At 67.6% G+C, this 20749-nt stretch carries 19 protein-coding genes; 14 read left to right on the top strand and 5 right to left on the bottom strand.

The genetic code is table 11. The features are described 5' to 3' along the window. Positions 1-13: 13 nt before the first annotated feature. From ACV7NO_RS04230 to ACV7NO_RS04210, 5 genes are read left to right on the top strand one after another with little or no spacing between them, the layout of a single operon-like run. Positions 14-388, top strand: a complete 375-nt coding sequence (locus ACV7NO_RS04230) for a hypothetical protein (protein ID WP_463404773.1) — start codon at positions 14-16, stop codon at positions 386-388. A 17-nt stretch (positions 389-405) separates the two neighbouring features. Next, positions 406-1089, top strand: a complete 684-nt coding sequence (locus ACV7NO_RS04225; RefSeq protein WP_463407277.1) for a HupE/UreJ family protein — start codon at positions 406-408, stop codon at positions 1087-1089. Beyond that, positions 1086-1682, top strand: coding sequence for a hypothetical protein (locus ACV7NO_RS04220; RefSeq protein ID WP_463404772.1), 597 nt, complete (start codon positions 1086-1088; stop codon positions 1680-1682). Before ACV7NO_RS04225 ends, ACV7NO_RS04220 begins: the two co-directional genes overlap by 4 nt. A gap of 10 nt (positions 1683-1692) precedes the next feature. Beyond that, on the top strand, positions 1693-2358 hold the full coding sequence (locus tag ACV7NO_RS04215) for a haloacid dehalogenase type II (protein ID WP_463404771.1): 666 nt from the start codon (positions 1693-1695) through the stop codon (positions 2356-2358). 2 nt (positions 2359-2360) lie between these two features. After that, positions 2361-3047 (top strand): cupin domain-containing protein, encoded by a 687-nt coding sequence (locus tag ACV7NO_RS04210; RefSeq protein ID WP_463404770.1) that lies wholly within the window; start codon positions 2361-2363, stop codon positions 3045-3047. Positions 3048-3116: 69 nt separating this feature from the next. On the opposite strand, the gene ACV7NO_RS04205 is transcribed toward ACV7NO_RS04210, so the two are convergent. The 5 genes from ACV7NO_RS04205 to ACV7NO_RS04185 are packed head-to-tail and all read right to left on the bottom strand — an operon-like array spanning position 3117 to position 9355. Next, positions 3117-4778 (bottom strand): ABC transporter ATP-binding protein, encoded by a 1662-nt coding sequence (locus ACV7NO_RS04205; RefSeq protein ID WP_463404769.1) that lies wholly within the window; start codon positions 4776-4778, stop codon positions 3117-3119. Beyond that, complete coding sequence (locus tag ACV7NO_RS04200) at positions 4775-5599, bottom strand: ABC transporter permease (protein WP_463404768.1); 825 nt, start codon at positions 5597-5599, stop codon at positions 4775-4777. Before ACV7NO_RS04200 ends, ACV7NO_RS04205 begins: the two co-directional genes overlap by 4 nt. Next, positions 5596-6555, bottom strand: a complete 960-nt coding sequence (locus tag ACV7NO_RS04195; protein ID WP_463404767.1) for an ABC transporter permease — start codon at positions 6553-6555, stop codon at positions 5596-5598. The genes ACV7NO_RS04200 and ACV7NO_RS04195 overlap by 4 nt, the downstream gene beginning before the upstream one ends. Beyond that, complete coding sequence (locus ACV7NO_RS04190; RefSeq protein ID WP_463404766.1) at positions 6552-8078, bottom strand: ABC transporter substrate-binding protein; 1527 nt, start codon at positions 8076-8078, stop codon at positions 6552-6554. Before ACV7NO_RS04190 ends, ACV7NO_RS04195 begins: the two co-directional genes overlap by 4 nt. After that, positions 8075-9355 (bottom strand): NAD(P)/FAD-dependent oxidoreductase, encoded by a 1281-nt coding sequence (locus ACV7NO_RS04185; RefSeq protein WP_463404765.1) that lies wholly within the window; start codon positions 9353-9355, stop codon positions 8075-8077. Before ACV7NO_RS04185 ends, ACV7NO_RS04190 begins: the two co-directional genes overlap by 4 nt. Positions 9356-9779: 424 nt before the next feature. Between ACV7NO_RS04185 and ACV7NO_RS04180 the strand changes: the two genes are divergently transcribed. The 9 genes from ACV7NO_RS04180 (at position 9780) to ACV7NO_RS04140 (ending at position 20698) form a co-directional block, all read left to right on the top strand. After that, positions 9780-10649: a GNAT family N-acetyltransferase gene (locus ACV7NO_RS04180; RefSeq protein ID WP_463404764.1), complete on the top strand. Its 870-nt coding sequence runs from the start codon at positions 9780-9782 to the stop codon at positions 10647-10649. Continuing rightward, positions 10649-12124, top strand: coding sequence for an NAD-dependent succinate-semialdehyde dehydrogenase (locus tag ACV7NO_RS04175; protein ID WP_463404763.1), 1476 nt, complete (start codon positions 10649-10651; stop codon positions 12122-12124). The genes ACV7NO_RS04180 and ACV7NO_RS04175 overlap by 1 nt, the downstream gene beginning before the upstream one ends. Continuing rightward, positions 12121-13194 carry a tartrate dehydrogenase gene (locus tag ACV7NO_RS04170; RefSeq protein WP_463404762.1) on the top strand — a complete coding sequence of 358 codons (1074 nt, stop codon included), beginning with the start codon at positions 12121-12123 and terminating at the stop codon, positions 13192-13194. Before ACV7NO_RS04175 ends, ACV7NO_RS04170 begins: the two co-directional genes overlap by 4 nt. A gap of 144 nt (positions 13195-13338) precedes the next feature. Next, positions 13339-14718 carry an aminotransferase class III-fold pyridoxal phosphate-dependent enzyme gene (locus tag ACV7NO_RS04165; protein WP_463404761.1) on the top strand — a complete coding sequence of 460 codons (1380 nt, stop codon included), beginning with the start codon at positions 13339-13341 and terminating at the stop codon, positions 14716-14718. A gap of 41 nt (positions 14719-14759) precedes the next feature. Continuing rightward, a complete protein-coding gene (locus tag ACV7NO_RS04160; protein WP_463404760.1) occupies positions 14760-15257 on the top strand; it encodes an Lrp/AsnC family transcriptional regulator in 498 nt (165 codons plus the stop codon). Positions 15258-15275: 18 nt separating this feature from the next. Further along, complete coding sequence (locus ACV7NO_RS04155; protein ID WP_463404759.1) at positions 15276-16454, top strand: amidohydrolase; 1179 nt, start codon at positions 15276-15278, stop codon at positions 16452-16454. 246 nt (positions 16455-16700) lie between these two features. After that, a complete protein-coding gene (locus ACV7NO_RS04150) occupies positions 16701-18896 on the top strand; it encodes a TonB-dependent siderophore receptor (protein WP_463404758.1) in 2196 nt (731 codons plus the stop codon). A 26-nt stretch (positions 18897-18922) separates the two neighbouring features. Beyond that, a complete protein-coding gene (locus ACV7NO_RS04145) occupies positions 18923-19861 on the top strand; it encodes a 2-hydroxyacid dehydrogenase (RefSeq protein ID WP_463404757.1) in 939 nt (312 codons plus the stop codon). Positions 19862-20002: 141 nt separating this feature from the next. Beyond that, on the top strand, positions 20003-20698 hold the full coding sequence (locus tag ACV7NO_RS04140) for an HAD family hydrolase (protein ID WP_463404756.1): 696 nt from the start codon (positions 20003-20005) through the stop codon (positions 20696-20698). Positions 20699-20749 lie beyond the last annotated feature (51 nt).

Raw genomic sequence — 20749 nt, 5'->3', positions numbered from 1 at the left:
CCGGAGATTTACGATGAAGCCCTTCCCGCTCGCCCTTGCCGGTTGCGCCCTGATCGCGACCGCGCCGCTCCTCGCCCACGGCAATACCGCGCCCCAGCATGGCGGCATCGTCCAGATGACGGGCGAGACGCTGTTCGAACTGGTCCGCGTGCCCGCCGGCGTCTCGATCTACGTCACCGACGACGAGGAGCCGTTGGCGTCGTCCGCCGCGACCGGCAAGCTGACGATCACGGTCGGCGGCAAGACGCAGGTCATCGTGCTGAAGGCGGGCCCCGGCAATCGCTTCGATGCGCCCGGACTGAAGCTCGCGCCGGGCACCAAGCTCGCCGTCCAGGTCGTCGAGAAGGCCACGCAGGCACGCCTCGGCACCAGCTTCGTCATCAAGTGAGCCGCATCGCGACCCTGATGTGGCGGACGGCGGTGGCGGCGGCGATCCTCGCCGTCGCCGACCCCGCCGTCGCGCACGGCGTCGCCGAAAGCGACAAGGCCTATATCCAGGCGCATCCCGGCATCCATGTGATCCCGTATCTGTATCTGGGCGCCAAGCACATGGTGACCGGCTACGATCACCTGCTGTTCCTGTTCGGCGTGATCTTCTTCCTCTATCGCCTGAAGGACGTCGGCAAGTACGTCACGCTGTTCGCGATCGGACACAGCACCACGCTGATCCTGGGCGTGATGGGCAACATCCATGCGAACCCGTTCGTCATCGACGCGATCATCGGACTGTCCGTGGTCTACAAGGCGCTCGACAATCTTGGCGCGTACAGGACGCTGTTCGGGTTCGAACCCGACCAGAAGGCGGCGGTGCTGATCTTCGGGTTCTTCCACGGTTTCGGGCTGGCGACCAAGATCCAGGACCTGTCGGTGTCGCGCGACGGGCTGTTCGCCAATCTCGTCAGCTTCAACGTCGGCGTCGAGATCGGCCAGTTCATGGCGCTTTGCGTCATCCTGATCCTGATGACGCTGTGGCGCCGCACGCGGGGCTTCGGACGGGGGATCGTCCTCGCCAATGCCGTGCTGATGGCGGCGGGGATCGTCCTCGTCGGCTACCAGCTCACCGGATATGCCATGGAGCGCGCCGCATGACCGCCACGACCATCCCGTATCAGGCAAGCACGCGCACACTCGCACGCGCCACGATCGCGGCAGTGATCGGTGCCGGTGCCGTCCTCACCCTGTTCGTGCTGCCCGCCGACTATGGCGTCGATCCGACCGGTGTCGGCCGCCTGCTCGGCCTCACCGCCCTCAACGGCGAGGTCGAGGAGGCGGACACGCCGCCCCCCGCCCCGCCTGCCAGCGGCCTCGCGACCGTCCCCGAACAGGCGCAGGCATCGATCGCGAAGGCGACGCCGTGGCGCACCGACGAGCGTATCGTGACGATCGGCGCGCACGAAGGCGTCGAACTGAAGGCGGAGATGAAGACCGGCGACAGCTTCGTGTTCGCCTGGACGTCGAGCGGCCCGGTCAAGATGGACATGCACGGCGAGACGTCGATGAAGGCGACCGGCTTCACCACCTACTGGAAGCAGAAGGGCCTGTCGTCCGCGCAAGGCAGCTTCACCGCGCCGTTCGCGGGCATCCATGGCTGGTACTGGCGCAACCAGGGCGAGACGCCGGTGACGCTGACGCTCAGGACCGCCGGCTTCTACGCCACGCTTTTCCAGCCCAAACCCGAATGAGGACCCCGTCATGGCGCTGAAGCCGAAATTCATCACCTTCGACTGTTATGGCACGCTCATCTGTTTCGAGATGGCACCGGTTGCCCGCGCGCTTTATGCCGACCGGATCGCCCAGGCCGATATGGCGGCCTTCTGCGCCGACTTCTCGAGCTACCGGCTCGACGAGGTGCTCGGTGCCTGGAAGCCGTATCGCGACGTGGTCGAGGGATCGCTCCGCCGGACCTGCGCGAAATGGAAGATCGACTATCGCGACGGCGATGCGGACACGGTCTATGCCGCGGTGCCGACCTGGAACCCGCATCCCGACGTCGTCGAACCGCTGAAGCGTGTCGCCGCAGAATTTCCGCTGGTGATCCTGTCGAACTCGATGATCGACCTGATCCCGCACAGCGTCACGCGGCTGGAAGCCCCGTTCCACGCCGTCTACACCGCCGAGGAAGCGCAAGCCTACAAGCCGCGGATGCGTGCGTTCGAGTACATGTTCGACAGGCTCGGCTGTGGTCCCGAGGACGTGCTGCACTGTTCGTCGAGCTTCCGGTACGACCTGATGACCGCGCACGACATGGGCATCACGATGAAGGCGTTCGTCAATCGTGGCCACGAACCCGCCAACCCCTATTACGGCTATCACGAAATCTCCGGTATCGGCGGCCTTCCCGGGTTGCTGGGCCTGTGACCGTGGACACGGCCGTGCGCTCGTTCGTCGACCTGCGCGCCTTTGCCGAAACGGCACCGGCGGGGTCATTGCTCGATGCGGGGCTGGTCCTGCCGTCGTCGGCCGGGCCCGTCACCATTTCCGCGATCCGGCTGGTCGGGCAGGCCCATGTCGAAGCTCTGGCGGCGGACATGTTCGTCTTCGTGCTGGCCGGCGCGCTGGATGTCGCGGGGCAGGCGATCGGCGCGAACCGGTCCGCCGTCCTTCCCCGCGGCACCGCATTCGACTGGCAGGCGGGCGAGGATACGGTGATCGTACGGATTTCGTGCGCCGGCGCGTCGGACGAGGCGGCGGTCGTGCCCGTCATGATCGACGAAACCGCCCCGCTCGTTCCTTCGGGCGCGCCGCTCGCCGAACTGCTGGTCGGGCCGACGCCGTCGTGCCGCAACCACACCGACTTCCTGTCGCCGAGCGGCGAGTTCGTCTGCGGCACATGGGATTCGACGCCCTATCATCGCCTGCCGATGCGGTATCGACACTATGAACTGATGTATCTGCTCGACGGCAGCGTCACCTTCGAGGACGAAGCCGGCCGCACCGCGACCTACGCGACCGGCGATGTCTTCCTCGTCGAGCAGGGTGCGCAATGCTCGTGGCTGAGCACCGGCCATGTGAAGAAGGTCTACGCGATCTATCGCCCCGCGGCCTGACGATCGGCGGTCGTCGCCACGCCGGCCCGCAGATGTCCGCGGGCCGGTTTTCGCGTCGCCGGTCCGCGATCAACCGCGCGAGGCGCGCGTCCCGATCTTCGCGGCCGCGGCTTCGAGCCAGCCGCGCTGCAACACCGGCACCGACGCCATCAGCAGGTCGGTATAGGGATGATGCGGACCGGTCGCGAGCGCGTCCTGCGTGGCGTGTTCGACGATCCGGCCACCCTTCAGCACGATGACCTCGTCGGCGATCGCGCGGACGATGTTCAGATCGTGGGTGATGAACATGTACGACACGCCGAGTTCTCCGCGCAGATCGACCAGCAGGTCGAGCACAGCCTCCGCCACCACCGGATCGAGCGCGGACGTCACTTCGTCGCACAGGATCAGATCGGGTCGTGCCGCCAGCGCCCGCGCAAGGTTCACGCGCTGTTTCTGCCCCCCCGACAGTTCGCCCGGCAGGCGATCGGCAAGCGCCGATGGCAGGCGTACCAGATCGAGCAGTCGCCCGGTTTCCGCCTTCAACGCGCGTCCGCGCAGGCCGTGGAAGAAGGTCAGCGGGCGCCCCAGCGCCCGCGACACGGAGGTCGCCGGGTTGAGCGCGGTATCGGCGCTTTGGAAGACGAGCTGGACACGGCGCAGCTGGTCCCGCGAGCGATGCGCGATGTCGCGCGACAGCGGCACGCCGCACAGGTTGACATAGCCCCTGGCCTGCGGATGCAACCCCGCGACGATCCGCGCGAGCGTGCTCTTGCCGCAGCCGGACTCGCCGATCACGCCGAGCACCTGGCCACGACCGATCGTGAGGTCGATCCCGTCGACGATCCGTTTGCGCGGGTTTCCGTCCGCATCGACACCGCCATAACCGGCGATGACGTCGCGCAATTCCAGCAGCGGCGCTTCGCCCACGCCCCGCTCGGGCAACGGTATCGGCCGGGCTGGCGCGCGTGGCGCTGCGGCGGCCACCAGCGCGCGGCTGTACGGGTGCATCGGGCGGGACAGGAGGTCGTCGGTTGCGCCCTGTTCCTGCACGGCGCCGCCCCGCAGCACGACGATCCGGTCGGCGATCTGCGCGACGACGGCAAGGTCGTGGCTGACATAGACCGCCGTCGTGCCGAGATCGCGCACCGCCGCCTTGAACGCGACCAGCACCTCGATCTGCGTGGTGACGTCGAGCGCGGTGGTCGGCTCGTCGAAGATCACCAGCGCCGGGTCGGTAATCAGCGCCATCGCCGCCATCAGCCGCTGGAGCTGGCCGCCCGACACCTGATGCGGATAGCGATCGCCCACGGTCTGCGGATCGGGCAGCGCGAGCGTCTCGAACAGCGCGCGCGCCTTGGCGCAGGCGGCGTCACGGTCCATCAGCCCATGGATCAGCGCAGGCTCGATCACCTGGTCCATGATCGTCAGCGCGGGGTTGAACGCCGCCGCCGCGCTCTGCGCGACATAGGCGACGGTCCGCCCGCGCAACGGGCGCAGCGCGGGTTCGTCCAGTCCGTCGAGCCGCTTGCCGTCGACCGTGATGCGACCCGCCGCAATCCGGCATCCGGTGCGGGCATAGCCGAGCATCGCCAGCGCGATCGTGGTCTTGCCAGAACCCGATTCGCCGATCAGCGCGAGCACCTCGCCGCGCGCGACCGACAGCGACACGTCGTCGACGATGGGGAATTCCGCGCCGTCCTCGCCGCGCGCGACGATCCTCAGGCCTTCGATCCGGACGAGCGCGGTCATCGGCGTCTTCTCCCCGGCACTGCGTCGATCACGAGGTTCACGCCGATCGTCAGCGATGCGATCGCCAGCGCCGGGAACAATACCGCCCACGCACCGAAGCCGAGCCCGGAGATGTTCTCGCGCACCAGCGAGCCCAGATCGGCCGCCGGCGGCTGCACGCCCAGTCCGAGGAAACTCAACCCGCTGAGCAATAGGACGACAAACACGAAGCGCAGGCCGAAATCCGCCAGCAGCGGCCCAGCGACGTTCGGCAGGATCTCTCGCACCACGATGTAGGGCAGCCGTTCGCCGCGCGCGCGCGCGACCGTCACGAAATCGAGCGCGGTCACGTTCAGCGCGAGCGCGCGCGCCGTGCGGAAGGCGCCCGGCGTATAGATCACCGCCAGCGTCAGGACCAGCACCGGGATCGACGCGCCGAGCGAGGCGATCACGACCAGCCCGAACATCAGGCTGGGAATCGCGATGATCGTATCGAACAGCCGCGACAGCAGCATGTCCAGCCAGCCGCCAGCCGCAGCTGCAAGACCCAGCAGCACGCCGATGCCCGCGGCCAGCCCGGTTGCGAGGGCCGCGATGACGACGGTGTATCGCGCCGCCGACAGCACCCGGCTGAGCATGTCGCGGCCAAGATAATCGGTGCCGAGCGGAAAGGTGCGGCTGGCGGGCGAGAACACGTCGAGATCGACCACCGCACCGACGGGATGCGGCGCGAGGCCCGGTCCGAAAACCGCGACGACTACCCAGAACAGGACCATGACCAGCCCGACCACGCCACTGATCGCCAGCCGCCGCCGACGCGGCGTCGCCACGGTCGCGCTCATCGGTGGCGCAATCGCGGATTGGCGAGGATCGCGACGATGTCCGCGGTCGTCACCAGCACCAGATAGGAAGCGCAGAAGATCATCGCGACACTCAGCACGAGGGGCAGGTCCCGCGTCGCGACCGCATCGACCATCAGCCGGGCGACGCCGGGATAATTGAAGATGATCTCGACGACGATCACGCCGCCAAGCAGCACCGAAAGGCTGAGCGCGATGGCGTTCGCGATCGGGCCGATCGCGTTGGGCAGCGCATGGCGCATCACCAGCCGCAGCGGTGCCACGCCCTTCAGCCGGGCAGCTTCGGCGTAGCTGCTGTCGAGCGCGTCGATCACCGCCGCGCGCGTCATCCGCACCATCTGCGCGACGACGACGCAGGCAAGACTGAATACCGGCAGCGCGAACACCCGGAACAGCGCGCCGATCGATCCGACGTCGCGCATCGACGACAAGGCGGGCAACCAGTGCAGCGTCACCGAGAAAAGCATCACCGCCAACGTCGCGATCAGGAATTCGGGCACCGACACCACGCCGATCGTGACGAGGCTGACGATCCGGTCGAACGCGGTGCCGCGCTTCACCGCGGAGAATATCCCGAGCGTCAGCGCGACCGGCACCGACACGAGCGCGGTCAGCCCCGCCAGCGTCAGCGAATTGCCCAGCCGCCCGCCGATCAGTTCGGCGATCGGCGTGCCCGTCACGAGCGAGATGCCGGGATCGCCGTGCACCAGCCCGCCGAGCCACCCGATATAGCGCGCCCAGGCCGGCTGATCGAGATGCATCGCAGCGCGCAATCCCGCAAGCGCCCGGGGCGTCGCGCTCTGCCCGAGGATCGCCTCGGCGACATCGCCCTCGATCAGCAGCGATGTGGCGAACACCGCCAGCGACACGAGGACCATCGTGCCGAGCGCGACCAGCACGCGTTTGCCGATCAGGATCAGGACGGGCGAGAGCGTCATGCGTCGTCGAGCCAGACGTGCGCCGCGAAATCGAACCCCATCATGCCGCCGGTCGGCATCGGCTTCAGGCCCTTCACGCGCGGGCTGTAGGCATCGATCAGGCTGAGGAACAGCGGGATGCCGATCCCGGCATGATCGTGGATGCGGTGCTGCATCTCGCCATAGATCCGGCGGCGCAGCGCTTCGTCGGTCGATCCGCGCGCTTCCAGCAGCATCCGGTCGAACCGCGCATCGTGCCAGCCGCTTTCGTTCCACGGCGCGTTCGAGGCGAAGAACTGCGTGAAGATGATGTCCGCGGTCGGTCGCGGGTTCACGTTGCCGAAGCCGACCGGCACCTTCATCCAGCTGTTGGTCCAGTAGCCGTCGGCGGGCACGCGGCGCAGGTCGAGCGTCAGCCCCGCCTTGCGCGCCGCATCCTGTAGCAGCACGCCCATATCGTCGGATTTTTCCGCCGCCGTCGACGTGACGACCGGAATACGCGCCCCGGCCAGCCCGGCCTTGCGGAAATGATGCCGCGCGCGCTCCGGATCGAACGCTCGCTGCGCCAGGTCAGCCGCATGATAGGGATTGCTCGGCGGGATCGGCTGGTCGTTCGCGATCGTCGCATAGCCGCGGAAGATCGCGGTGCGCATCGTTTCGCGATCGAGCAGCGCCTTCATGCCCGCGACGAAATCGGGATCGCGCCCGGGCTGCTGGTCGACCCGGATGACCATGTCGGTATAGCCCCCGGTCTTCGATTCCAGCACGCGGAAGCCCGCACTGGCCAGTTGTCGCGTGATCCGCGGGTTGATCGCATTGATGATGTCGACATCGCCGGACAGCAGCGCGTTCATCCGCGCGCTGTCGTCCGCGATCGAGAAGAGTTCGACCTCGCCGAGCCGCACGGGACCGCGCCAATACTCCTCGTTGCGCGCGCCGATCGAACGCACGCCGGGCGTGAATTCGGTGCAGCGGAACGGGCCGGTGCCGTTGGCGGTCGTGAACAGGCTGGTGCCGTCGCGGACGATCTGGAACTGCGGCACACCGAGGATGACGGGCAAATCGGCATTCGGCCCGCTCAGCGTGATGCGCACCGTATCGCTGCCGGCCGCGCGGATATCGACGAACTGGTCGGCGAACACCCGTGCCTTCGACCCGACCGCCGGATCCGTGTGCCGGCGCAGCGACCAGACGACGTCGGCGGCGGTCAGCGGCTTGCCGTCGTGGAAGCGGACGCCGGATCGCAATTTGATCGTCCAATCGCGCGCATTGCGCGTCTCGATCGCCTCGGCGAGTTCCAGTTGCGGCTGCAACCGCGCATCGAGCCGGGTCAGCCCGTTGTAGAACATGTTGCCGCGACAATAATCGGTCGAGATCGCCTGCTTGGCGGGATCGAGCGTGTCGGCGATCGAACTGGCGGCGGTCGCGACGCGCAGCCGCCCGCCCTTCACCGGGGGACGCGGTGGCGCAAAGCTGCACGCGCCGACGCCGGCCGCCGCCCCGCCGGCCACCAGCATCCGCAACGCGTCGCGACGGCCGATCAATGCCGCCAGTCCTGGTAGCGGTAATAGGCGCCGACCAGCGGCAGGAACCAGGGGTGTCCGAAGTGGCCGGGGATCGCCGGCCACTCCAGCCCGCGCCATGGGTTCGCTTCGGCGTCGCCCGCCATCACCCGCGCCATCCGCTCGCCCATCAGCACCGACATCTGCGTCCCGTGCCCGCTATAGCCGGTCGCATAATGGATGCCGTCGCGCACGCCGGCACGCGGCATCCGGTCGGCCGTCATGTCGACGATCCCGCCCCAGACATAGTCGATCGGCGCATCCGCCAGCGCGGGGAAGATGCGACCCAGCCCCGCCTTCAGCACGTCGCCGCTCTTCCTGTCGCTCGACGGATTCGACAGCGCGAAGCGCGCGCGGCCGCCGAAGACCAGCCGGTCGTCGGACGTCACGCGGAAATAATTGCCGATGTTGCGCGTGGTGGTGCCGTTGCGACGCCCCGGCATGAGCTGGGCCATCTGCTGCCGACCGAGCGGCGCGGTCACGATGATGAAGCTGCCGATCGGGACGATGCGCCGCCGCAGCCAGCCGAACGGGCCGGTCATCGACGCGCCGGTCGCGAGCAGCACCGCGTCGGCCTCGATCACCCCTTTTGTCGTGACGACGCGGTGACGCCCCCCCGGCAGCCGCGACAGCCCGATGACCCCGGCATGCTCGTGAATCGCGGCGCCGTGGCGCACGGCAGCGTCTGCGAGGCCGACCGCGAACCGTCCCATGTGGAGCGACGCGCTGCGCGGGAACACGATACCGCCGTAAAAGGCGTCGGAGCCGATCTCGGCCGAGAGTTCGCCGCGGACGAGCAACCGCAGATCGGGTTCGACATGGCGTGCGAGCAGGTCGGCGGTACGCTGGAGCTTGGCGGCATGCTCGGGCTTGTCCGCAAGCTTGAGCTTGCCGTTGCGCACGAAATCGCAGGCGATACGCTCCTCGGCGACGATCGCTTCGACCCGGTCGACGCCCTCGTCGAACGCGCGATAAAGCGCGCACGCGCCATCCATGCCGATCCGCGAGGCCAGCACCCCAAGGTCGCCCGCAAGGCCGTTGTTGCACTGGCCGCCGTTCCGCCCGGACGCTTCGCCCGCGATCCGCCCCGCCTCGACCAGAACCACCGAACTGCCGGCCATCGCCAGCGCGCGCGCCGCAGACAGCCCGGTGAAGCCGCCGCCGATCACGACCACGTCGGCGCGCGACGGCAATGGTCCCGCTACCGCACCGGCGAAGCCGGGGCTCGTATCCAGCCAGTAGGATTCGAGCTTCGTCACGCCTGCCGCACCCCCCGAGACACTGTTGCGAACGATCCGTCCTGGATCATCTGTCATGACTATCGCCGGTCGCTACGGCATTGTCCGCGCTTGTGCAGCTTCGGCGAAGCGGTTTCTGCCGTTCCGACACGTCGTTCCGCAGGGTTTGCCGCGAAAGTTCTCGCCGATGTGTGGCGATACTCGGCGTATCATTATGCTAAATCTTTCTAACATAATGGCAATGAGAAGTACGGGCACGGGGCACCGGACTGGTCGGCAACCGGACGCCGCGCAGCAGTATGTTCCGCCTGACGGTGTTTTTCGGCCCCGACGACCCTTTCGGCGGGTGGGCCGCGGCAGCAGATGCTCGCCCGCGCGTGTAAAGTCGCCCCGCGGACGCCTGGTCGAACATCGCCTGGCAACGAGAAGAGAAGGATCGAATGGCATGGCGACGCTGTCGGATAATCGGCTGACGCTACGGCCGATGGCGCAGGACGACATCACCGCCGTGCACGCCCTCTCGAAGGCCGAGCAATGGCCCCATCGGACCGACGATCTGCAAGACATGCTGACGGTCGGCGCCGGCGTCGTGGCCGAAATGAGCGGCAAGGTCGTCGCGAGCACGATGTGGTGGCAGGCAGGCGAGGCCTGCGTGACCCTGGGAATGGTGATCGTCGCCCGCACGCATCGCGGCGCCGGGCTCGGCCGGATCGTGATGGATGCCGCGCTCGACCGGATCGGCGAGCAGAGCGCCGGGGCCACGGTGATGCTCAACGCGACCGAGGAGGGCGTGCCGCTCTATCGAAAGCTGGGCTTCGCCGGCGTGTCGGAAATCCTCCAGCATCAGGGAGCATCCTTCTTGGCACCGTTGATCCCGCTCGACGCGGGCGAACGGATTCGACCGATCGGCGCGAGCGACGCGGCCCGGGTCGCCGCGCTGGTCGAGGAGGCGACCGGGCTGTCGCGGCCAACGATCATGGACGTGCTTCTGGATCGCGCGCACGGGATCGTACTCGACCGCGAGGGCATCGTGACCGGGGTGGCGCTGTTTCGGCGTTTCGGTCGCGGTTATGTCGTCGGGCCGGTCGTCGCGCCCGATCGAACGCGGGCGCAGGCGCTGATCGCCCAGTGGCTCGGGTCGCGCAGCGGCGAATTCACCCGGCTCGACATCACCGGGGACAGCGGTCTTGGCGACTGGCTGGAGGATCTCGGCATCATCCGCGTCGGCCGGGTCGTGACGATGGTACGCGGCCCCGAGCCGGTGGTACGCGGACCCGCACGCTCGTTCGCGATCGTCAGCCAGGCGCTCGGTTGATGGTCGTCCCGAACCTTCGCGACGCCACGCTGTTCGTCGATCGCGCGTTGATCGCCGGGCAATGGGTGACGGCATCGGGCGGCGCGACACTCGACGTCACCGATCCCGCGACCGGCGCGATCGTCGGCACGATCCCCGCATGCGACGGCGGCGATACGGAGGCGGCGATCGCGGCGGCGGCTGACGCCTTGCCCGAATGGCGGCGGCGCAGCGCGGACGACCGGGCGACGCTGATCGAACGCTGGCACGCGCTGATCCTCGACAACGTCGCCGATCTCGCGCGCATCATGACGACCGAACAGGGCAAGCCGCTGGCCGAAGCCGAAGGCGAGATCCGCTATGCCGCGTCGTTCGTCAAATGGTTCGCCGCGGAGGGCCGGCGGGTGTCCGGCTACAGCATCCCCGCGCCGACGCCGGATCGCCGCATCCTGGTCGGCAAGGAGCCGGTGGGCGTCTGCGCGGCGATCACGCCGTGGAATTTCCCCGCGGCGATGATAACCCGCAAGGTCGCACCCGCGCTCGCAGCGGGCTGTACGGTGGTCGTCAAGCCATCGGAACTGACGCCGTACACCGCACTCGCGATCGGGATGCTGGCGATGCGCGCGGGGATCCCGGCGGGCGTGCTCAACATCGTGACGGGGTTGCCGGAGGCGATCGGCGCGGCGCTGACCGCCAGCCCGATGGTGCGGAAACTGTCGTTCACCGGATCGACGCGGGTCGGATCGCTGCTGATGCGCCAGTCGGCCGACACGGTGAAGCGGTTGAGCCTCGAACTCGGCGGCAATGCGCCGTTCATCGTGTTCGACGATGCCGATGTCGCGCTGGCCGTGGCGGGCGCGATGGCGAGCAAGTTCCGCAACGCCGGCCAGACCTGCGTCTGCGCCAACCGCCTGCTGGTGCAGGACGGCATCCACGACCGGTTCGTCGCCGCGCTGGGGGAGGCCGTCTCCGCGCTGCGGGTCGGCGACGGGCGCGATGCGGCGACCACGATCGGCCCGCTCATCAGCGCCGCCGCGACCGCCAAGGTCGCCGCGCATGTCGAGGATGCGCTGGCGCACGGCGCGACGATCGCCGCCACGCCCGCGGGCGTGGCCGGCGATGCACGGTTCGCGCGCCCGGTGCTGCTGACCGGCGCGACCCCCGCGATGCGGCTGGCGAGCGAGGAGACGTTCGGTCCGGTCGCGCCGGTCTTCCGCTTCCGGACCGAGGAAGAGGCGCTGGACCTCGCCAATGCGACGCCGTTCGGGCTGGCCAGCTATTTCTACACCGACGACCTCCACCGCGCTTGGCGGATCGGCGAGGCGCTGGAGTTCGGGATGGTAGGCCTCAACACCGGGACGATCGCGATGGAGATGGCCCCGTTCGGCGGGGTCAAGGCATCGGGCCTGGGCCGCGAGGGCGGGCGCGAGGGGATCGAGGAATATCTCGAGACGAAGGCCTTCCACTGGGCCGGGTTGAAGGGATTCGGGGCATGACCGAGCGTTCGTACACAATCGCCGTCATCGCGGGCGACGGCATCGGCGTCGAGGTGATGCCGCAGGGGATCCTCGCGCTCGAAACCGCGGCGCGGCGGTTCGGCTTCACGGTCGAACAGCAATGGCACGACTTCGCCTGCTGCGACTATTATGCACGGCACGGCCAGATGATGCCCGACGACTGGAAGGCGCGGATCGGCGACGTCGACGCGATCTTCTTCGGGGCGGTCGGCTGGCCCGATACCGTGCCCGATCATGTCTCGCTCTGGGGATCGCTGATCCAGTTCCGGCGCGAATACGACCAATATGTCAATCTGCGCCCCGCCCGGCTGATGCCCGGCGTGCCCTGTCCGCTTGCCGGGCGCGGCCCCGGCGATATCGACATGATGATCGTCCGCGAGAATACCGAAGGCGAATATTCGGCGATCGGCGGGATCTCGTTTCCCGGCACCGACCGCGAGATCGTGTTGCAGGAAACGGTGATGACGCGGTTCGGCACCGACCGCATCCTGCGCTACGCGTTCGATCTGGCGCAGGCGCGACCGAAGAAGCATCTGACCTCCGCGACCAAGTCGAACGGCATCGCGATCACGATGCCGTGGTGGGACGGCCGGGTGGAGGAGATGGCGAAGGCCTATCCCGACATCCGCACCGACAAATATCACATCGACATCCTGTGCGCGCAGTTCGTGATGAACCCGGACCGGTTCGACGTGGTGGTCGCGTCCAACCTGTTCGGCGATATCCTGTCCGATCTCGGCCCCGCCTGCACCGGCACGATCGGCATCGCGCCGTGCGGCAACATCAACCCCGACCGCACGAAGCCGTCGCTGTTCGAACCGGTCCACGGGTCCGCCCCGGACATTGCCGGGCGGGGGATCGCCAACCCGGTCGGCCAGATCTGGTCGGCGGCGATGATGCTGGAGCATCTGGGCGAAACCGCCGCCGCCGCCGCGATCGTCCGCGCGATCGAGATCGTGCTGGCGACACCGGCGGGACGCACGCGCGATCTGGGTGGAACCGCGTCGACGATAGACTGCGGTCGGGCGATCGCGAGCGAGATCGGATGAGCAGCCGGGGCGGGGATCGGCCTGCCGCAGCATAAAATGCCGCACCGACCCGCGATACGGCAGCGGCGGCGCGCGAAACGGGGCCGATCGAACGCGACGTGAAGATGCGCGCGTTATGATGCGGGTCCAGTCACGGGAAGATCCATGCAGCGCAATTCTCTGATCGAAAGCGATCGCAATCACCTGATCCATCCGGTCAGCGCCTATCGCGCGCATGAACGCCGCGGCGCGACCGTGCTCACCGGCGGAAAGGGCATGTTCCTGACCGACAGCGAGGGCAACACGCTTCTCGACGCGTTTGCGGGCCTGTGGTGCGTCAATATCGGCTATGGGCAGGACAGCGTGGTCGCCGCCGCGGCCGAGCAGATGCAGCGCCTGCCCTATGCCACCGGCTATTTCTCGTTCGCGAGCGAGCCTGCGATCCGGCTGGCCGAACGGCTGGCCGAACTGTCGCCACCGGGGCTGGACCGGGTCTATTTCACGCTCGGCGGATCGGACGCCATCGACTCGGCGGTGCGGTTCATCACGCATTATTTCAACGCGACCGGGCGGCCGTCGAAGAAGCACATGATCGCGCTCGACAAGGGCTATCACGGTTCGTCGTCGACCGGCGCGGGGCTGACCGGGTTGCCCGCCTTCCACCGCCAGTTCGACGTGCCGCTCGGTCGCCAGCACCATATTCCCGCGCCCTACCCCTATCGCTGTCCCGAGGGGAGCGATCCGCAGACCGTCATCGACCTGTCGATCGCGCAATTGCGCGCGAAGGTCGCCGAACTGGGCGCGGAAAACGTCGCCGCCTTCTTCGCCGAGCCGGTGCAGGGATCGGCGGGCGTGATCGTACCGCCGCGCGGGTGGCTGAAGGCGATCCGCGCGGTCTGCACCGAACTCGACATCCTGCTGGTGGCGGACGAAGTGATTACGGGGTTCGGCCGCACCGGGCCGATGTTCGCGTGCGAGCACGAGGACGTCTCGCCCGATCTGATGACGATCGCCAAGGGTCTGACGGCGGGTTATGCGCCGATGGGCGCGGTGCTGATGTCGGAGGCGGTCTATGCCGGCATCGCGGACGGCCCCGACAATCACCTTCCGATCGGCCATGGCTACACCTATTCGGGGCATCCGGTCAGCGCCGCCGTGGGGCTGGAGGTGTTGCGGCTCTATACCGAAGGCGGGATCGTCGCGAACGGGCTGGCGCGCGGGCCGCAACTGGCGGCGGGGCTGGCGGTGCTGGCCGATCACCCGCTGGTCGGCGATGTCCGGATCGCGGGGATGCTCGCCGGGCTGGAACTGGTCGCCGACAAGCGCAGCAAGGCGCGGTTCGACCCCGCGCTCGGCATCGCCGACCGGCTGTCGCGCACCGCCTATGCGAACGGCCTGATCTTCCGCGCATTCGCCGACGGCACGATCGGGCTGGCCCCGGCGATCAGTTGCGATGCCGACGACATGGCGCTGCTGCTCGACCGCCTGACGCGCACGCTGGACGCCGTTCTCGAAGACGTGGACGTCCGGGCCGCACTGGCCTAGACGATGTTGCAGCATATCATGCTTCACACAAAGATATCGCCATGAGCCTAGCGCCCAAACTCGACCGGCTGGACTTCAAGATCCTCGCGCATCTCCAGCGCAACGGTCGGGTCACGAACGTCGAGCTTGCGGATGCGGTAGGTCTTTCGCCGAGCCCGTGCCTGTCGCGCGTCAAGCGGCTGGAGAAGAGCGGCTACATCACCGGCTATGGCGCGCATATCGCGCTGGCCAAGCTTGGCTCGACGCTGACGGTGTTCACCGAAGTGACGCTGAAGGATCACCGGAGCGCGGATTTCTCACGGTTCGAACAGCGCGCCCGCAACATCCCCGAGATCGTGGAATGCCACCTCGTCAGCGGCGGCTATGACTATCTGGTGCGGTTCATCGCCCGCGACGTCGGCCATTACCAGGACGTGATCGAGGCGATCCTGGAAAGCGATTTCGGGATCGAGAAATACTTCAGCTACATCGTCATCAAATCACCGATCATCAAGCGCTTCGATCCGATCGACAGCCTGTTCGACGACCGGTTCCACTGACGCTCCCGGAGTTCCCACATGCGGATGGACCTGTCCCCGATCGGGGCGCTGCTACCCGATCTGGTCGCGTTGCGGCGCGATCTGCATCAGCATCCCGAACTGGGGTTCGATGAGCACCGTACCGCGGGCATCGTCGCCGCTGCGTTGCGCGCGCTCGGGCTGGAGGTGACGACGGGCGTCGGCGGCACCGGTGTCGTCGGCACGCTGCGCAACGGCGACGGCGAGCATGCCATCGGCTTTCGCGCCGACATGGACGCACTGCCGTTCGCGGAAGAGACGGGCCTTCCCTATGCCAGCGCGAATCCGGGCGTCTTCCACGGCTGCGGCCACGACGGTCATACCGCGACATTGATCGGGGCAGCGCGACACCTTGCCGCGACGCGACGCTTTTCCGGCACGATCCACTTCATCTTCCAGCCTGCCGAGGAGGGTCTCGGCGGTGCGGGAGCGATGGTCCGCGACGGATTGTTCGAGCGGTTCCCATGCGACGAGGTGTTCGCGCTGCACAACTGGCCCGACCTGCCGATCGGCAGCGCGCGTACGAGGGCCGGGCCGATCATGGCGTCCGCCGACAAGTTCACGATCACGATCGCCGGTCGCGGTGGCCATGCCGCGCTGCCGCACCAGACGCCCGATGCCATCCTGGCCGCGAGCGAACTCGTCCAGCAGCTCAATACGATCGTCGCGCGACGCGTGCCCGCGACGCAGTCCGCGGTCCTGTCGGTCACGAAGATCGCCGGGGGCAATGCGCATAATGTGCTGCCCGCGTCGGTCGACCTGATGGGCACGGTGCGTACCTTCGACGTCGACGTGCAGGACCGCATCGAGGAGTCGATCCGCGCCATGTGCGCAGGCGTCGCGATATCCACCGAAACGAGCGTCACGCTTGTCTATGACCGCTATTACCCGGCGACGATCAATGACGCCGGCGCTGCGGACCGGGCGCTCCGCGCCGCCGCCGCGGTGTGCGGCGACGTTGCGATGTCGTCCGTCCCCGCCTTCACCTCGGAAGACTTCGCCTTCATGCTGAACGCGCGGCCGGGCGCGTATCTCTGGCTCGGCCAGCGCGACGACGACCATGTCGCGTCGCTCCATCACCCGCACTATGACTTCAACGAACGCGCGATCCCGCTGGGCATCGGATGGTTCACCGCGCTGGCCGAACAGATCATGCCGCCGGACCGGCAACCCGCCTGAAGGCACGCGGTGGAAAGCGGCATTTCATGCCCGAAACCGACGACGATCGTTCCGGCACACAAACGTTCCATCCGCACTTTGCAACAAAATGCCACCGGGGCGGTCCATACTGCCCCTTGCCGAAGATGCTCCTCGGATATTGCGACAGGCCGGTTTCAGGCTTCGGGCAGCCCCGAAGTTCCGGGATATCCCGCAAGTTCGATGAGACGGGAGGACGGCTAGCCACAGCTTCCTAGGGGGAATTCGATGACCTACCGGTACTTACTCCTCATCAGCGGCGCTGCGATCGCGATGGCCGCGCCGGCGACGGCAAACGCCCAGGCGCAGGTGTCGGATCAGCGCGATACCACCAGCACCGCCGATACCAACGGTCAGGGCGGAGAGGCCGCCGCCGACATCACGGTGACCGGCCAGCGTCAGCAATATGTCAGCCAGGTGCCGACGATCGAGGTCCCGCAAAGCATTCAGGTGCTGTCCGGCGAAACCCTGCGCGAGGCTGGTATCACGCAACTCGCGACGGCGCTCGATTTCGCGAGCGGGATCGCCCGGCAGAACAATTTCGGCGGCCTGTGGGACGTGTTCGCCTGTCGCGGATTCTCGGGCGACGAGGGCGCGGCGAGCAACTATCTGGTCAACGGCTTCAACGCGGCGCGCGGGTACGGCGGTGCGCGCGACACCTCGAACGTCGACCGGATCGAGATCCTGAAGGGCCCCAACTCGTCGATCTTCGGGCGCGGCGAGCCCGGCTGCGCCGTCAACATCATCACGAAGAAGCCGTACTTCGACCTCGGCGGCAGCGCGACCCTGTCGGGCGGCAGCTTCAACACCTTCCGCAGCGAAGCCGACATCAACCTGCCGCTGTCGTCGCACATCGCGCTTCGCGTGAACGGCGCGGCCGAGTCGAGCGACACTTTCCGCGACCTGCACAGCAAGAAGTACACGGTCACGCCATCGATCCTCGCACGCCTGGGCGACGACACCAGCGTGTCCTACGAACTGGAATACATCCGCCAGGAGGTCCCGTTCGATCGCGGCGTGGTCGCGCTGAACGGCAACCCCAGGACGATCTCCAAGACGACGTTTCTCGGCGAGCCGGGCGACGGACCGGTGAAGGTGCGGGCGCTCGGCCATCAGGCACAGCTCCAGCATGATTTCGACAACGACTGGTCGATCGTGCTCGGCGTCGGCTACCGCGACACCTCGTTCAAGGGCTTTTCGAGCGAACCCGAGCTGGCCGCCGGACGGCAGCGTTTCTATGTCGACGGCCAGACCGTATCGCGCCAGCGTCGCTATCGCGACTACAGCACCACCGACCTGACGTTCCGCGGCGAGGTCAGCGGCAAGTTCGACACGTTCGGCATGTCGCATCACCTGCTCGTCGGCGCGGACTGGGACGGGTATGAGCTGAACGTGATCCAGAACCGCTATCGCCCGCCATTGATCGCGGCGCAGTCGGCGACCAACCTCGCTTCGGGCAACCGGATCAACATCTTCGCGCCGGTCTATGGCAATCTCGCGACCGTCAGCCCGTTCCAGAACTATCTCGAGCGGCAATATTCGTACGGCGTCTATCTTCAGGATCAACTCGACGTCACCGACGCGTTGAAGATCCGCTTCGGCGGCCGCTATGACGACTTCCAGCAGACCATCGACAACCGCCTCACCGCGCTGCGGGCCAGCCAGCACAAGACGGCGTTCAGTCCCTCGGTCGGCGCCACCTATCTGCTGACCGATTCGGTCTCGATCTACGCCAATTATGGTCGCGGGTTCCGGCCCAATGGCGGCACCGATTTCAACAACGCGGCCTTCACGCCGGAGCGTACCAAGTCCTACGAGGCGGGCGTCAAGCTGGCGATGCTGCAAAGCCGCCTGACCGGCACATTGGCGGTATTCAAGACCGACAAGACCAACGTGCTGTCGGCCGACCCGGTCAATTCGGGCTTCTCGCTCGCGGTCGGCAAGGCGCGAAGCCGCGGCATCGAGTTCGAGATGTCCGGCAAGCTGCCCGCGGACTTCCGCGTCCAGCTCAACTATTCCTATATCGATGCCGAGGTGTCCCAGGACTCGCTCGACGTCAATTACGGATACTCGCTGCGGGTCGGCGATCCGTTGCTCAACATCGCCAAGAACAGTGGCAGCCTTCTGCTCTTCAAGGACATCGACCTGGGCGGCCCCACGGTCACGCTGGGTGGCGGCGTGAACTATGTCGGCAAGCGGCTCGGCGAAACCGGCTTCAAATTTGCCGATGGATCGTTCTTCATGCTGCCGGGCTACACGATCACCCGGCTGATGGCGTCGTTCTCGCCCGACGATCATTTGAAGCTGTCGGGCGAGGTGACCAACCTGTTCGACAAGGACTATTTCCCCAGCTCCTATTCCCGGCTGTGGCTGATGCCGGGCGCCCCGCGCCAGTTCATGGTGCGCGCCGGGTACACGTTCTGATCGCGGCGCCACCGCGGGATACCGGCGTGGACGGGGCGACGACCCTGCTCCACGTCGGCGATCCCGAGCGCGGGCGCCACTGGCAGGCGCTGCTGCCCGCGCTCGTGCCCGGGCTGACGGTGCGGCAGTGGCCCGACATCGGCGACCCGGCGGACGTGCGCTACGTCGCCGCCTGGCAACCGCCCCCCACGCTGTTCGACACTCTGCCCAACCTGGCGCTGGTCTTTTCGGTGGGTGCGGGGATCGATCACATCGACCCGGCGTCGCTGCCGGGGCATGTGAAACTGATCCGGATGATCGAGCCGGGGCTGGTCCGGGGAATGGTCGAATATGCGACCTTTGCCGTTCTCGCGCTGCATCGTGACATGCTCGGCCATTTCGATCGACAGCGTCGCGGTGGCTGGGCGCCCGGACCCGTCGTCCCCGCCTCGACGCGGCGGATCGGGATCCTCGGGCTGGGCGAGATGGGAACCGCGATCGCCACCCGGCTCGCGACGTTCGGATTTCCGGTGGCCGGATGGAGCCGGTCCGCCCGGACGATCGACGGGATCGCCTGCGTCGACGGTCCGGATGCGCTGCCCGGCTTCGTATCGGCGGTCGATATCCTGATCTGCGCGCTGCCGCTGACGCCCGAGACGCGCGGCCTGATCGATTCGACGACGATCGCCCGGCTCCCGCGCGGGGCCTCGATCATCAACATCGGCCGCGGCGGACATGTCGACGAGGCCGCGCTGCTCGCGGCGATCGACCGCGGTCACCTCGCGGGCGCCATCCTCGACGTGTTCGAGCATGAGCCGCTCCCGCCCGATCACCGCTTCTGGTCCCACCCCCGGATTTTGGTGACCCCCCACATCGCCGGAACGACCGACCTCGACGGTGGCGCGCGGTCGATTGCACAGGCCATAGGGCAGCATCGTCGGGGAGACCCCCTGCGTGGCCTGGTAGATCGGGATCTGGGCTATTAGTCCGCCATGTCCGGTCGATCGGACACGGCCGGGACGGTAACGACGCCTTCATCGTCGAGACGGCTCGATCCGCGCTGACAGAGGCCGATCGCAGCCCACCGGGATGACATGCCGCGACCGCGATGATACCGGGATAGCCCCATGCCGATCCGCCTCATCTGCCTCGATGCCGACGATACGCTGTGGCACAACATGCGCCATTTCGACGTTGCGGAGGCCGCCTTCGTCAGGATCCTGGCGCCGTTCGCGCAGGCGCACGTCACCCGCGCCGCGCTGGAGGCGTGCGAGCATCGCAACCTCGCCACCTATGGCTATGGCGTGAAGGGGTTCATGCTGTCGATGATCGAGGCCGCGCTCGAACTCGGTGGCGCCGCCTTACCGCCCACCGCGATCGCGGACATCCTGGCGGCGGGCAAGACGCTGCTCGCGCATCCGGTCGAACTGTTCGACGATATCGAGGCGACGCTCGATGCGCTGGCGACCCGCGCGCGCGTCGTGCTGGTGACCAAGGGCGACCTTCTCCACCAGGAGATGAAGCTCGCCGCATCGGGGCTGGGCGATCGCTTCGCCGGGGTGGAGATCGTCAGCGACAAGACCGCGCAGGGCTTCGCCGCGCTGTTCGCGCGGTACGGCGTCGCACCGGGCGAAGCCGTGATGGCGGGCGATTCGATGCGATCGGACGTGCTGCCCGCGCTGGCGGCGGGCGCTTGGGCGGCATTCGTCCCGCACGATCGCGTCTGGAGCCACGAGGCCGCGGATGCGCCGTCGGACGATCCGCGGTTCACGGTGCTGACGCGGCTGTCCGAGCTACCGGATTGGATCGATACGCTGGCATAGGGCCGCGCAACCTCGGTCCAGGCGCTCCCGTACCACGGCGGCTCTCAGATG

The sequence above is a fragment of the Sphingomonas sp. Ell38C01 genome (assembly GCF_055231975.1).
This window is presented reverse-complemented; position numbering and strand designations above follow the sequence as displayed.

What these genes read in the sequence shown, in the direction of transcription:
- ACV7NO_RS04230 (WP_463404773.1), top strand. Translation starts at nt 14, where the DNA reads ATGAAGCCCTTCCCGCTCGCCCTTGCCGGTTGCGCCCTGATCGCGACC.
- ACV7NO_RS04225 (WP_463407277.1), top strand. Translation starts at nt 406, where the DNA reads ATGTGGCGGACGGCGGTGGCGGCGGCGATCCTCGCCGTCGCCGACCCC.
- ACV7NO_RS04220 (WP_463404772.1), top strand. Translation starts at nt 1,086, where the DNA reads ATGACCGCCACGACCATCCCGTATCAGGCAAGCACGCGCACACTCGCA.
- ACV7NO_RS04215 (WP_463404771.1), top strand. Translation starts at nt 1,693, where the DNA reads ATGGCGCTGAAGCCGAAATTCATCACCTTCGACTGTTATGGCACGCTC.
- ACV7NO_RS04205 (WP_463404769.1), bottom strand. Translation starts at nt 4,778, where the DNA reads ATGACCGCGCTCGTCCGGATCGAAGGCCTGAGGATCGTCGCGCGCGGC.
- ACV7NO_RS04200 (WP_463404768.1), bottom strand. Translation starts at nt 5,599, where the DNA reads ATGAGCGCGACCGTGGCGACGCCGCGTCGGCGGCGGCTGGCGATCAGT.
- ACV7NO_RS04195 (WP_463404767.1), bottom strand. Translation starts at nt 6,555, where the DNA reads ATGACGCTCTCGCCCGTCCTGATCCTGATCGGCAAACGCGTGCTGGTC.
- ACV7NO_RS04180 (WP_463404764.1), top strand. Translation starts at nt 9,780, where the DNA reads ATGGCGACGCTGTCGGATAATCGGCTGACGCTACGGCCGATGGCGCAG.
- ACV7NO_RS04175 (WP_463404763.1), top strand. Translation starts at nt 10,649, where the DNA reads ATGGTCGTCCCGAACCTTCGCGACGCCACGCTGTTCGTCGATCGCGCG.
- ACV7NO_RS04170 (WP_463404762.1), top strand. Translation starts at nt 12,121, where the DNA reads ATGACCGAGCGTTCGTACACAATCGCCGTCATCGCGGGCGACGGCATC.
- ACV7NO_RS04165 (WP_463404761.1), top strand. Translation starts at nt 13,339, where the DNA reads ATGCAGCGCAATTCTCTGATCGAAAGCGATCGCAATCACCTGATCCAT.
- ACV7NO_RS04160 (WP_463404760.1), top strand. Translation starts at nt 14,760, where the DNA reads ATGAGCCTAGCGCCCAAACTCGACCGGCTGGACTTCAAGATCCTCGCG.
- ACV7NO_RS04155 (WP_463404759.1), top strand. Translation starts at nt 15,276, where the DNA reads ATGCGGATGGACCTGTCCCCGATCGGGGCGCTGCTACCCGATCTGGTC.
- ACV7NO_RS04150 (WP_463404758.1), top strand. Translation starts at nt 16,701, where the DNA reads ATGACCTACCGGTACTTACTCCTCATCAGCGGCGCTGCGATCGCGATG.
- ACV7NO_RS04140 (WP_463404756.1), top strand. Translation starts at nt 20,003, where the DNA reads ATGCCGATCCGCCTCATCTGCCTCGATGCCGACGATACGCTGTGGCAC.